The sequence below is a fragment of the Flavobacterium shii genome (assembly GCF_025847235.1).
Lineage (GTDB): Bacteria > Bacteroidota > Bacteroidia > Flavobacteriales > Flavobacteriaceae > Flavobacterium > Flavobacterium shii.
Genome location: NZ_JAOZEW010000013.1, coordinates 134,825 through 147,064 on the forward strand (window position 1 = coordinate 134,825; position 12,240 = coordinate 147,064).

The window sequence follows — 12,240 nt, forward strand, 5'->3', positions numbered from 1 at the left end:
ACTTCTTTAGCCACAGATCTTATCCCGAGGCTTCGGGATTGCGGGCTTTGCGTAACCCTTTGTGAACTTTGCGGTTAATTTTTAGCCACAGATTAAAAGGATTTAAATTTTTAAAAATCCGTTTTTATCCGTGTTTTCGCGATAGCGAATCCGCGTTATCCGCGTTCCATTTTTTTAGCCAAAGATTTTATCCCGAGGCTTCGGGATTGCGAGCTTTGCGTAACCCTTTGCGAACTTTGCGGTTAATTACATAGAAGCTACTTTTTAAATCCCTCGATTCCAGATTTCAACCATTGCTCATATTCCGTAATATCTGGCGTATATCCAGTAGGTTTATTTAGGCTTTGCTCATTAGCATCTAGTATAATATAATACGGTTGTGCATTTGCTTTATAGTGGGTAATCTGAAAATCACTCCATTTGTTCCCTATTGATTTTATCTTTTTACCTGTTTCTTTCGAGGTATATTGTTCCTCGATAGGTAATTCTCTTTTATCATCAACATATAGAGAAATCAAAACTACTTCATTATTTAATATTGATAAAATACGTGGATCAGACCAAACATAATCTTCCATTTTTCGGCAATTTACACAAGCAAATCCTGTAAAATCTAAGAGAATAGGTTTGTTTACACTTTTGGCGTAAGCCAATCCTTTTTCATAATCGGTAAAAGCCATAATATCATGCGGACCTTTGTGCGCTCCGTCTGGTAATGCTATTGCCGATGCTGTTTGTTTGCTTGAGCCACCTACACCATAAGGAGATTCGCTATATGTCATAGGTGGAGGGAAGCCACTTATTAGTTTTAAAGGCGCACCCCATAATCCCGGAATCATATATATGGTAAATACCAATACAACCAATCCCATAGACAATCGCCCTACCGAAATAGATGACGAAGAAGAATCATGTGGCAAGGTTATTTTTCCGAATAAGTAGAATGCCAACGTACCGAATATTGCTATCCAAATGGCTAAGAAAATTTCTCTTTCAAACCAATGTAATTGCAATACCAAATCGGCATTAGATAAAAACTTAAATGCTAAAGCCAGTTCTAGGAAACCTAAAAATACTTTTACTGTATTTAACCATCCGCCAGATTTTGGTAATGTATTTAACCAACCTGGGAACATAGCAAATAGCATAAATGGTAATGCTAATGCAGATGAAAAACCTAACATCCCTACAATTGGAGCAATACCACCTTTAGAAGCAGCTTCTACAAGTAAAGTTCCTATAATTGGACCAGTACAAGAAAAAGAAACAATGGCAAGTGCTAATGCCATGAATACGATTCCTAATATGCCTCCTTTATCAGCTTGACGGTCAACTTTATTTGCCCAAGAATTAGGCAACATAATTTCGAAAGCACCTAAAAAGGATAAAGCAAATACAACCAATAACACAAAGAAAATAATATTAAACCAAACATTGGTAGACAATGCATTTAAGGCATCGGCACCAAATATTAAGGTAATTACACTTCCTAGAAACACATAAATTAAGATGATAGAAACGCCATATATGATGGCATTCTTGATTCCTTTGGCTTTGGTTTTACTTTGTTTTGTGAAGAAACTTACTGTCATTGGGATCATCGGGAACACGCAAGGCGTAAGTAATGCTGCAAATCCAGATAAAAAAGCAATAAAGAAAATCATGTATAAACTAGAATCTGATTCTTTAGGTTCTGCTTTTTTTTCTACCGTAACTGTTGCGTCTGTTTTGGTCGTTTTTTCGTTTACAATTGCTGCAGCCTGGATTTCTTTTGCTTCAAGCGTTTTAAGATTAAACTCAAAATATTTTGTTTCGCTAATGCAATTTTCTTTACAAACTTGGTAAGAAAGTTCTACTTGTATGGTTTCTTTCTCAGGATTAATTTGTTTGATTAATTGAGTAAAAACTACTTTGTCTGAAAAGAAGATTTCATCTACACCAAAGATTTCATTAAAGGCTCGTTTCGTTTCGCTTTCGGTTGCTTTTCCAACAAGTTCGTAATTGTTCTTGTTATCATGAAAAAGGAATTCGGCAGGTAGCGGACCATCTTCGGGAGTGAATTGAGAATACACATGCCAACCTGATTCGATAGCTCCTTTAAAAGAAAGAACGAATTCTGAGGTGGATTTTTTCTCAATTGAAGCTTCCCATTTCACAGGATTTATAATCTGTGCCTGGACTTTGGCAAAAGCAAAAACCAGCAATAATAAATATAAGATTTTCTTCATTTTATAAGTTTAATCAGAACGGATTGTTCTGGTGATAATTTTTATTTTAGATAGTGTTTTCTAATGCAACACTTATTTCTTTTTGATTTGAGCAATTATTTGTGCTTCCGTTGGGTTGATGGCAACTAATTTTCCTGAAGAATTAAAAAGATACGTGCTAGGTATTCCTTTTACTCCAAAGATGGCTACCGATTTAGCATCAAATCCATTAGGGTCAATTAATTGTGGATGTTTTAGATTGTCTATCTTAATGGCTTTTAACCATTTTGCTTTATCAATGTCTATAGATATTCCAACAATTTCAAAATTTTGACCTTTGTATTTATCATATAATTTTACCAAATCTTTGTTGGCTATTCGGCAATACGGACACCAAGATGCCCAAAAATCTATTAAAACTGTTTTTCCCGTATAAGAATTTAGTTTAACTGTTTTATTCTTATCATTTTGTAGTTGGATATTTGGGAAAGAATTCCCTTTTTTAATTTGTGCATTAACGGATGTAATAGCTAATAATAAGGTTATTGCTATCAATGTATTTTTTATTGAATTCATTGTTTTTGTAATTTTTGAAAGAGTTAATTCCAAGACACAACAGAAACATAACAAATGCTGTTATATCCTGAATAGAATTGGTTTTTTTAATGATTTACAGCTTTAAAATGGTTCTGGACAAAACGCATTTATGGCTGTCGCAAAAGGAATCTAGCTTATTTTTGGCGGAAGCCAAATAGAACGGAAATCTGAAGAAATAAAGATTTCTGAATAATAATAGTTTTGCTTTCTTTCAGAAAAATTAAAAAAAGAATGATTGTCTATTTGAAAAGAAATCATTGGCGAATAATAACTACAGTAAACCACAGGACAATCGGCAGAACTTTCTATGCAACCTTTAGCACATCTGCGTTCTTTTGTTTTAAAATCTGTTTCTTTACAAGAGGCTTTTAAGTATGTTTTGTTTTTAAAACATATCTTTTCTATTTTAATTCCACGTGCAAAATTAAGCGTAGGTCCCATAAAGAAACCTAACGTTATAATTAATAGTATGTAGAATTTTTTTGCCATAAGAAACACGAAAATAAAATTTAATTATCAGACGGGTGTTAATTTAGATGTAAAAGTTATGCGTTTTAGACTTTTATAGAAATAAACCTAACAAGTTTTAGAAACCTGTTAGGCTTGGAATGAGACCTTATTTTTTTGAGTAAAACGACCTTTTACACTACTAAAAAGAGATCTCTATTTTTTAACTTAAATTGTGTATAAAAGAACGCGGATTAAACGGATTCGCTAAGGCGAAAACACGGATTAAACGGATTTTTCAGATATTATTTTAAAAAATCCGTTTTTAATCCGCGGTTTTACTTTTGTAAATCCGTATCATCTGCGTTCCTTTCGCAAAGAGTTAGATAGAATTAAAATTATTTAGTTACGTTAAAAAAAGTATACTCTAGTTTTAAGAAAACACCATCAGATGCTGCACGTTGCATAGAGCTATACAATTCTTTTTTGTATGCAAGATCTATTCTCGCCTGACTATTAATGATAAACTGAATAGAAGGAACTACATCTAGATATGACTTTCCGTTTTCGGTAATTGTTTGTCCCGTAAACTCCAACATTGCATTAATATTGGTTTGTTTATAACTCGTATATTTTTTAGGATACATTAATTTACCTACCGAAAACGTATAGTTTACAGCATTTTTGCCCAAAGCATCTGGAAAACTATAATCTGGGTTATTAAGTGCATGCACATAACTTACAGATGAACTTAATGCCACTTTATGAATTAATTGTGTTGCTACTAAACCAGCTTCGTAACCCGAATTTCCGTTGGCTAAGTCTATAGCTTCCTGATTAAAAAACGAGTTATTATAACTGTATCGCCCAAAGGCAGCCATCCTAAAATGACTCTGCAAATCATCTACAGAAAAGAATCGGTATTTGGCATAAAAACCACCACCCTTAAGGCCTAACCCGTTTTCTTGGTTGCTTAAAAATGCCGAGGTACGAACCATCAGATTTTTATTTATTCCCCAAGTAACTTCGGGTGTTAAATTGTACATAGAACCACTTTCGTGTTTGTTATCCATAAGCGATTGCCCAACACGAACCCCGATAGAGCCCGCCGGAGCGTTACTAGCGGGTTCGGTTACTACAAATAATTCTTGGGCATCTATATTGTATGAAATAAAGAAGATGAAGATTAATGATAGATATTTCATTTTTTATAGTGCTTTTAAGTAATAATCATCCTCATTTTCTGTAGCATAACCAGGATACTTAGAATATGATTTAACTAGTTTTTTGTACTCTTTTTGGGTTACAAAACCTTTATCCAGCACTCTGTATTTTGCTTCAGCATGAGCTACAGGGTTTTTAATATCGATGAAAGTATAGGTAGCATCATCAACTTTTAGGGTTGTATTATCCTCAATTGTTGGTGTGTGAAACTTAGCGGTTAAAACCAGTGAACCTACAAAGAAACCAGCTTTTTCAACCGCTTTTTTCAATACTTTAGGCTGTAATGAATTGTCTTTTTTAAAGTAAACTGTAAACGTATTTGTGTTTAAGTCTGTAGCAATGCTATCTACTTCTGTAAAAGATTTTAATTGCTTGTTTATGGCATTAGAGCACATAGAACAAGTTAATCCTGTTGCGATTATTTCGGCTTTAGTGATTTGAGAATAAGAATTTACACTTGTTAATAATACTAAAAGTGTAGCGGCTATGAATTTTATATGTAAGGTTTTCATTTTTATTTGTTTTTTTTGATTTGAGCAATTATTTGCGCTTCGGTTGGGTCTATAGCAATCAGTTTTCCTGATGCATCAAAAAGATAAGTCGATGGCAAAGCATCTACTCCAAAAGTTACAGCCGTTTTAGCATCAAAACCTTTAGGGTCGATTAATTGCTGGTGTTTCAGTTTATCTTTTTCGATGGCTTTTAACCATTTTGCTTTGTCGATATCTATTGATATTCCAACAATTTCAAAGTTCTGACCTTTGTATTGGTCATATAGTTTCACCAATTTTTTATTGGCCATTCTGCAAGGAGCACACCATGAAGCCCAAAAGTCTACCAAAACTGTTTTTCCTTTAAAAGAATTTAGTTTAACGGTAGTATTCTTATTGTTTTGAAGCTGAACATCTGGAAAAGAATCTCCTATTTTTATTTGAGCACTTGCTACAGAAACTGTTGCAATAAGGGTAATTAATGTGATTATATTTTTTATTTTGGACATGATATTTGCTTTAAATGATTTTGATTAAGATTATTGCGCTTTTTTAGGGCTTACTTCTCTATCATATTGGCAACATCCGTGTAATTCATCGTAAACTGTATTTGGTGCTGAAAATTTTTCATTGTCATATCCTGCATCAGCAACACGTTTTAGTATAGCATCAAGGTTGGTTTTCTTGTTATCGTAAGTAATGGTTGCCACTTTAGTATTTTCATTCCAGTTTACTTTGGCTTCTTTATTGATATTTGCTGCAGTTTCGATAACTTTTTTACACATACTACAGTTTCCACTGATTTTTACAGTTTCGGTAGTTTTATTTTTTATTTGCGCACTGGCGTAAGTAACTGATAGTAATAGCGTCATTACCATCAATAATTTTTTTATTGAGTTCATTGTATGTAATTTTTTTTGGATGAATTAATCCTAAAACACAACAGAAACTATAGCAAATACAGCTATTTCTGTGAATAGAATTGGGATTAAAAAATGTTTTTTGATTTTAAAGTCTTAAAATGACTTTGGATAAGACAGACTTATGGCTGTCGGGAAATAAATCTAGCTTATTTTAGGTGGAAGCCAGATAGAACGGAAATCTGAAGAAATAAAGATTTCAGAATAATAGTAATTTTGTTTTCTTTCAGAAAAACTAAAAAGGGAATTGTTTTCTGTTTGAAAAAGTGCCATTGGCGAAAAACCACAGCCACCAGTTGCAGAACCACAAGAGTTTCCTAAACAACCTTTATCGCAATCGTGATCTTTCTTTTTAGAATCTTTTTTCTTGCAACAGTCTTTTACTGCAGATTCTTTTTTACAACATGACATTTCTTTTTTTGTTCCATGCGCATAAGTGAGCGTTGGTCCCATTAAGAAACCAAGCGTAACAAGTAGCAATATGTAGAACTTTTTTGTCATAGTTAGGGGCAAAGATACTTTTTATTGGCTGTCTCAGTTGTTAATTTTTTTATAAACCTTTTATTAAGATTTGTCTTTTGCCATTTTTTATTAATGACTTTTATATGGTTTGTGTGTTTAAAGTGTTGATTAATAATTGGGTGTGTGAGTAAATTATGTTGGTTTATCCTTGAAAACTTTTTCAAATCATAATTTGCTTTTCTTCAATGCATCTAGTAATTCTATCATATCAATTATAGCATAAGTCGAGGAATAGTCCGATACAGCGTAAGGGAGTATAAGACTGTTGTTATGAATAATCGAACCGCAAGAATATACAACATTAGGAACATAACCTTCTCGTTCGTCTTCTAATGGAGAAAGTAAAGGTTCTTTAAGCCTTCCTATTTCTTTTGATGGATCATCAAGATCAAATAGGGAGGCACCTATACAATAACGTCTCATAGCGCCTACACCGTGGGTGATAACAAGCCAGCCTTCTTCGGTCCAAAGCGGAGATCCACAATTACCAATTTGTGTAAACTCCCATGTATAACGTGGTTCCTGGAGAAGAATGGGATTATTCCATTGTGTAGCTCTCTCAGAATACATAATGTAATTGTTTACACCATCTATTCGGGAAAGCATCGCATACTTATTTTTTATTTTTTTTGGGAATAGTGCCAGGTTTTTATTTTGAGCTCCAATTCCATGCAAGGGCATTATACGGAATGTATAAAAATCTTCGGTAGAAATGAGCTTTGGCAGAATGGTATGACCATTATAAGCCGTATAGGTTGCCATTACCCGACTGGATCCATCATCATCAACAAAGCGTACAAAACGAGCGTCTTCAATCCCCTTACTTTCCGACTCGGATATTGGGAACACAACCCGTTCGGTGATATCCGAATCGTGTTTGAATTGTATATCATAAAATGAATCTGCCAACCAAATTACTTCTTCAAGCGCCGTTCTTCTCTCCTGACGAATTGATGGATCACTTAATGCTATATTTACCAAACTTTTTAATACAGCATACTCAAATTCATTTGGCAGATCCTGCATAATTTGAGCGATGTATTTGTCCTCTGTATGCATTTCGCCCAGTTTCAATAAAAATCGCTCTTTGTTGTATAAACTTTTGTGTACAATCTCTGCTTTATCAATGTTATTACCATTTTTCATTACCTGAAGATTGTTATTCTTATCCAGAATTCCTCTTCTAAAAACAATTGACGAAATATGACCTTCGCCAGTAGCACGGAATGAAATGATAACACGTTTTTCGCCAATTTCGAGATCCGACTGATCAAAATCTTCGACTATAGATGGGTTAAAAAAAGCTGCCGATTCTATAGCATATTCCATTGTACAGTAAGAGCCGATGAGCATTTTTCGTTGTAGAGACAGCCCATAATAATCAATTTTCATTCCTTCAATTATTCCCCTTATTTTTTCGCAATGTTTAAAAAAAGTACTAGAAATGCTTCGATGACGTCTGGCAAATTCACGAAGTGTTTGCTCTAAGGTTTCTTCGACCTGTTTCTCATCCAGCATCATTATGCGACCAACCATTTGTTGGGTCCGTTCATCACCATTCATAAAATACCGGGCAACAACTCTTTTGGAATCTGGGCTAAATATTATGTTTTTTCGGATGACAGGAACTCGCATAGTTTTATTTTTTAATTAGAATAAAATAAGGACGTTTTTATTGATAAAAAGGCATTCAGTTTTACTTGTAATTTGTTTTAAAAGAACCCACAAGAATATTTGTATGAAACCTGATTTATGCTTTGGGGTATTTCTATTTTAGAACGATTAATTTAAACAAACGAAAATTTTGGAAGCATAAACTTCCAAGCGAGGGGTTACTTCAAATTTACAAAAAATAAATAATAAAATAAGTGTAAATATTTGATTTAGAGAGGATGGTATTTCTGTAGTAATAATTTGAAGTAAATTTTGAATAACTTATTTTTTCATTAAGGAGCCAATCCTGCTAAATGCCGTTTACCAAGTTCTCATCGAAATCGCAGGCAAATGTCTTTGGCTTTGATGAATTTTTTTACAATTTCTAAAACAGATAAAAGTCTCGCTGCATAGCTGCGTAAATGTCTCCGACTTTGCGCAGCAGTTTCTGCAACTACAAATCTTTATAGTCTCCTAAACCTTAAAAATAACTTTGTGTCTTTGAGCCTATAAATTAAGCAATACTTTCCAATCCACCGGGGAATGGCCTGTAGGCATAATAATGCAAGACTTCTTCGATAGCTATTTTTAGAGCTTCATTTATAGGGAGTAAAGTTCTTCCCATTCTAAGATCTATTTGTGCAAGCTGCATATAATAATCGGTAAAAATAGGTACATATTTACCTTTGTTAATTAATTCTTCGGCTGCATTGAAGTTTTCTTGTTGTTCTTCTTTTATGATTTTGCAGGTTGCCAATCGTAGTTTTCCATATTTATCGGTATTTGCGGCATAACCAAAAAGGCGACATATTAATCCGCGATAACGGTAATTACTGCAACTTCCTTTATGATACTCCAAGACAGAAAGTGGACGGTATAAATGACAGTTTTTACTAGAAACATTGTTTAATTCTGTTAAGGTTTCTTCGGCTTTGCCGTTTAGAAATAAATGAAATGCCCAAGGTAGAAATTCTAAAGGTGAAGCATCTATATTTGGTGTAGAACAACATTTTCCGCAACCAGCGTTACAATACAAATGAGTTTCTGATTGGAAAGCAGTAATTTCAATTTCAAGACGATCGAACAATGCTTCAACGAGCCGAACCTTATGTTCTATTGCCATTATTTTTTGTGTAAGGTAGGCTAATAGAAATGGCTCATGCTACACTATGCTTTTTTTATGAATAGTTTGTGTCTGTACTTGTTTTAAAATGATGCAAAGTCAGGGATATTTGTGTAGGGTGGGGTTTTAAAACGAAAAAATAAACACAATGAAACTACAAAATAAAAAATCTTATTAACCTTTGTTTCTCTATCGTTTTGAGCCTAAAAAACTTTTAACTTTAAAGAAAGCCTTGTATCTTTGGACCTTAGAATCTTAAAACATACCACTCAAAATTAAAGCCCCAGAATACAATATGAAACGAGAACATTATATTCCCTTTAACAAGGAATTCTTACTCGAACAACAAATAGCCTCATTTTCTGATGACACAAAAAAGGTTGATGATTTTAAAAAATTATTCGATATCATAGAACATTATTATCATTATGAAGCCTTTAATCTTAACCGAAATCTGAAGCAAAATTATGCTTTATTCGACCCAGATTTAAGTCCGAAAGAGCGAGAAGCTTTTGTTGGAAAAAGTGATTTCTCTATTTTTAAAGAAACACTTCTTACGGTTTTGGAGCATGGTAATTATAGACGTATTGATCAGGAAACATTAGATATAGCTTTTAAAAAATCAGATTTAATAGGTTTAAATCTTTCGATAGATTTTAATGCATTTAAAGATTACGAATTATATGTTCGGGGTCAGCATAAAGCGAAAGAAAAAGTGACTAAATTTATTTTTTGGAAGAAAGAAATAGAGATAGAATACTATGATCGTGTTATGATTTATCTTAATTATAACGATGCCGATTATCTTAGCGAGAAAAAGGTTAAACTAGGGAAAATGCCTATTGATCCGGGATCTGTAGTTTTAAAAATCTTCAAGCGTGTTCCTAAAAATGACCTTGAAACGATTTTCCCAAATGCAGTTCCTATGATGTCTACTACAGATAAATTATTTCTCTGGGTACCTGGTATTTTTGGAGGTGTTTCGTTATTAAGTACTACGGTGATTCCTGCATTAATTGGTATGTATGGAGCGTACCAATCGGGGGAGAAAATTGATTTGTTAAATAGTAAAGCTTCCTTAAATCAAGGTTTAATTGCGTTGGGAGTATTGTCTGCTTATTTATTTCGCCAGTATAGTAATTTTGTGAATAAGAAGATTAAATATTCCAAAATGCTGTCGGATAGTCTTTACTTTAAGAACTTAGGAAACAACAGCGGTGCATTTTATTCTTTATTAAACTCTTCGGAAGAGGAAGTGCTTAAGGAAACGATTTTGGCTTATGCTTTTTTAAACAGAAGCAAGAATCCATTAACTGCTGAAGAACTCGACTCTCAAATTGAATCATGGTTTGTAACAAAGTTAGATACAGAACTGGATTTTGATGTAAATGATGCTTTACTGAAATTAAAAAGTATAGGTCTTGGTATAGAAACGAATGGGAAATGGGAAGTTATCCCACTAGATAAAGCACTTATAAAAATCGATGAATTATGGGATGGTGTTTTTGAGTATAATTTATGAGAAAAGGTTCAAAGGTTCAAAGGTTTTTGTAGAGATGTACATTGTACGTTTTTAATTAAAAAGGTTCAAAGGTTATTTAGTTTGTGTACAAAAGTAACCACAAACTAAATAACCTTTGAACCTTTGTCTCTTTGTACTTCAGTACCTTTTTAGATCCTTAGCACCTTTTTTACTCAGCTTCTATAAGATTTTCTATTGATTCACCCATATCTCCTACAGCAACTAATTCTGGTTTAGATCCTTTAAGCGCGTTGAATCTTTCTAATTGTTCCAATTCACCTTCTTCACCACTAAAATATGGGAAAACATCCATAATTGGAGATTCCGATATAGCAGGAATAGTATAGTCTCCCATAGTGTTTTTCATTATAGAAATGGTATTGTCATACGCTTCTTTTACATCATTAGCTTGTATTAAGATATACATATTCGACCTACGTTCTTTACCGCTTTCTTCGTCATAAGCCATTAAAGAAACTTTTGATTTAAACCAACGGTCTGCATTTTCAAAAGGATGTATCTCGGCATAATTTGCCACTTTTATATTCGTAATTTTAAATTCTTCACTGATATAAGCAGACATTTCTTCATTAATTCTACTTTCTGCTTCTGTATAAGATAATGCATCTACCAAGTAAGGTTCTGTTGTAACCTTTTGTGTCCCAATATCATCTGTTTTTCTGTATTTTACCTTGCATTCGTACCAAGTTGTGCTCATTTCTATTTTTTTTTAAGGGTGTCAAAGATAGATTTTAAAGAAAATAAAATCGACAATTTATAAAATAGATATTCACAATTTCGGGTGGAGGTTTCTATTGGTTTTTTTGCTTTTAAGACTTAGTTGTTTCTTTGGGTATTGTGTATTTGTAATAAGGGTTATTAGTCATAATTAATTCGGGAATATTTAATAAATTTGTTAAATAGCTAAATCCTGAAAAATGAGAACATTAGAACAATGGTTTGAAGAATATGCAGTGAGTCATCAGAATCCGAAAAATAAAGCGATACATTATATATGTGTACCGGCTATTTACTTTTCTATAGTGGGTTTATTGATGAGTATTCCAAGTGGTTTTATTGCCAATACTTTAAAATTAAATGCTCCAATAATCGAAAATTGGGCTGTGGTGGTATTGCTTTTTGTACTGCTTTTTTATATCCGATTGTCGGTTGCAATGGCCTTTAAGATTGCTATTTTATCGGCGATTTGCCTGGTGGTAAATTATTACATGGGAAAGGTTTTTCCATTATGGATTTTCTCTATTGGTGTTTTTGTTCTAGCATGGATTGGGCAATTTTATGGACATAATATTGAGGGTAAAAAACCTTCTTTTTTAAAAGATCTTCAGTTTTTAATGATTGGTCCTGCTTGGGTAGTAGAGAATTTGTTTTCTAAGAAAGAGACTAAGAATTAAAGATTTAAAGGTTTTCTTTAGAGACGCACAGCAGTACGTCTAAAGGTTCAGAGCGACAAAGGCACTTCGTTTATCTATAAAAATAGGGATATTATTAGTGAGTATTTTTTGGTCGTTTC

Annotated in this window: 13 protein-coding genes; 2 read left to right on the forward strand and 11 right to left on the reverse strand. The window is 33.2% G+C overall.

Annotated elements, in window-relative coordinates:
* Nucleotides 1-257: 257 nt before the first annotated feature.
* From OIU83_RS13315 to OIU83_RS13360, 10 genes are all read right to left on the reverse strand, one after another.
* The gene (locus tag OIU83_RS13315) at nucleotides 258-2,228 is read right to left on the reverse strand and encodes a protein-disulfide reductase DsbD family protein (protein ID WP_264206754.1); all 1,971 of its coding nucleotides are present in this window, start codon (nucleotides 2,226-2,228) and stop codon (nucleotides 258-260) included.
* Nucleotides 2,229-2,300: 72 nt separating this feature from the next.
* Nucleotides 2,301-2,783, reverse strand: a complete 483-nt coding sequence (locus tag OIU83_RS13320) for a TlpA family protein disulfide reductase (RefSeq protein ID WP_264206755.1) — start codon at nucleotides 2,781-2,783, stop codon at nucleotides 2,301-2,303.
* Between the two features lie 150 nt (nucleotides 2,784-2,933).
* Nucleotides 2,934-3,293 carry a hypothetical protein gene (locus tag OIU83_RS13325; protein WP_264206756.1) on the reverse strand — a complete coding sequence of 120 codons (360 nt, stop codon included), beginning with the start codon at nucleotides 3,291-3,293 and terminating at the stop codon, nucleotides 2,934-2,936.
* Nucleotides 3,294-3,649: 356 nt separating this feature from the next.
* Nucleotides 3,650-4,456 carry a hypothetical protein gene (locus OIU83_RS13330; protein ID WP_264206757.1) on the reverse strand — a complete coding sequence of 269 codons (807 nt, stop codon included), beginning with the start codon at nucleotides 4,454-4,456 and terminating at the stop codon, nucleotides 3,650-3,652.
* 3 nt (nucleotides 4,457-4,459) lie between these two features.
* A complete protein-coding gene (locus OIU83_RS13335) occupies nucleotides 4,460-4,987 on the reverse strand; it encodes a heavy-metal-associated domain-containing protein (protein ID WP_264206758.1) in 528 nt (175 codons plus the stop codon).
* A gap of 2 nt (nucleotides 4,988-4,989) precedes the next feature.
* Nucleotides 4,990-5,475: a TlpA family protein disulfide reductase gene (locus tag OIU83_RS13340; RefSeq protein WP_264206759.1), complete on the reverse strand. Its 486-nt coding sequence runs from the start codon at nucleotides 5,473-5,475 to the stop codon at nucleotides 4,990-4,992.
* Between the two features lie 30 nt (nucleotides 5,476-5,505).
* Nucleotides 5,506-5,868 carry a heavy-metal-associated domain-containing protein gene (locus tag OIU83_RS13345; protein ID WP_264206760.1) on the reverse strand — a complete coding sequence of 121 codons (363 nt, stop codon included), beginning with the start codon at nucleotides 5,866-5,868 and terminating at the stop codon, nucleotides 5,506-5,508.
* A 162-nt stretch (nucleotides 5,869-6,030) separates the two neighbouring features.
* Nucleotides 6,031-6,387, reverse strand: a complete 357-nt coding sequence (locus tag OIU83_RS13350) for a hypothetical protein (RefSeq protein WP_264206761.1) — start codon at nucleotides 6,385-6,387, stop codon at nucleotides 6,031-6,033.
* Between the two features lie 186 nt (nucleotides 6,388-6,573).
* On the reverse strand, nucleotides 6,574-8,043 hold the full coding sequence (locus tag OIU83_RS13355; RefSeq protein ID WP_264206762.1) for a glycoside hydrolase family 130 protein: 1,470 nt from the start codon (nucleotides 8,041-8,043) through the stop codon (nucleotides 6,574-6,576).
* Nucleotides 8,044-8,575: 532 nt separating this feature from the next.
* Nucleotides 8,576-9,184 carry a YkgJ family cysteine cluster protein gene (locus tag OIU83_RS13360; protein ID WP_264206763.1) on the reverse strand — a complete coding sequence of 203 codons (609 nt, stop codon included), beginning with the start codon at nucleotides 9,182-9,184 and terminating at the stop codon, nucleotides 8,576-8,578.
* Nucleotides 9,185-9,479: 295 nt separating this feature from the next.
* Between OIU83_RS13360 and OIU83_RS13365 the strand changes: the two genes are divergently transcribed.
* A complete protein-coding gene (locus tag OIU83_RS13365; protein WP_264206764.1) occupies nucleotides 9,480-10,706 on the forward strand; it encodes a TMEM143 family protein in 1,227 nt (408 codons plus the stop codon).
* A gap of 169 nt (nucleotides 10,707-10,875) precedes the next feature.
* Here the strand turns inward: OIU83_RS13365 and OIU83_RS13370 are convergent, their stop codons facing one another.
* A complete protein-coding gene (locus OIU83_RS13370; RefSeq protein WP_264206765.1) occupies nucleotides 10,876-11,424 on the reverse strand; it encodes a DUF4494 domain-containing protein in 549 nt (182 codons plus the stop codon).
* A 220-nt stretch (nucleotides 11,425-11,644) separates the two neighbouring features.
* Between OIU83_RS13370 and OIU83_RS13375 the strand changes: the two genes are divergently transcribed.
* Nucleotides 11,645-12,121, forward strand: coding sequence for an Mpo1 family 2-hydroxy fatty acid dioxygenase (locus tag OIU83_RS13375; RefSeq protein WP_264206766.1), 477 nt, complete (start codon nucleotides 11,645-11,647; stop codon nucleotides 12,119-12,121).
* Nucleotides 12,122-12,240 lie beyond the last annotated feature (119 nt).

Coding starts and splice junctions, on each gene's coding strand:
- OIU83_RS13315 (WP_264206754.1), bottom strand. CDS start 2,228: ATGAAGAAAATCTTATATTTATTATTGCTGGTTTTTGCTTTTGCCAAA.
- OIU83_RS13320 (WP_264206755.1), bottom strand. CDS start 2,783: ATGAATTCAATAAAAAATACATTGATAGCAATAACCTTATTATTAGCT.
- OIU83_RS13325 (WP_264206756.1), bottom strand. CDS start 3,293: ATGGCAAAAAAATTCTACATACTATTAATTATAACGTTAGGTTTCTTT.
- OIU83_RS13330 (WP_264206757.1), bottom strand. CDS start 4,456: ATGAAATATCTATCATTAATCTTCATCTTCTTTATTTCATACAATATA.
- OIU83_RS13335 (WP_264206758.1), bottom strand. CDS start 4,987: ATGAAAACCTTACATATAAAATTCATAGCCGCTACACTTTTAGTATTA.
- OIU83_RS13340 (WP_264206759.1), bottom strand. CDS start 5,475: ATGTCCAAAATAAAAAATATAATCACATTAATTACCCTTATTGCAACA.
- OIU83_RS13345 (WP_264206760.1), bottom strand. CDS start 5,868: ATGAACTCAATAAAAAAATTATTGATGGTAATGACGCTATTACTATCA.
- OIU83_RS13350 (WP_264206761.1), bottom strand. CDS start 6,387: ATGACAAAAAAGTTCTACATATTGCTACTTGTTACGCTTGGTTTCTTA.
- OIU83_RS13355 (WP_264206762.1), bottom strand. CDS start 8,043: ATGCGAGTTCCTGTCATCCGAAAAAACATAATATTTAGCCCAGATTCC.
- OIU83_RS13360 (WP_264206763.1), bottom strand. CDS start 9,184: ATGGCAATAGAACATAAGGTTCGGCTCGTTGAAGCATTGTTCGATCGT.
- OIU83_RS13365 (WP_264206764.1), top strand. CDS start 9,480: ATGAAACGAGAACATTATATTCCCTTTAACAAGGAATTCTTACTCGAA.
- OIU83_RS13370 (WP_264206765.1), bottom strand. CDS start 11,424: ATGAGCACAACTTGGTACGAATGCAAGGTAAAATACAGAAAAACAGAT.
- OIU83_RS13375 (WP_264206766.1), top strand. CDS start 11,645: ATGAGAACATTAGAACAATGGTTTGAAGAATATGCAGTGAGTCATCAG.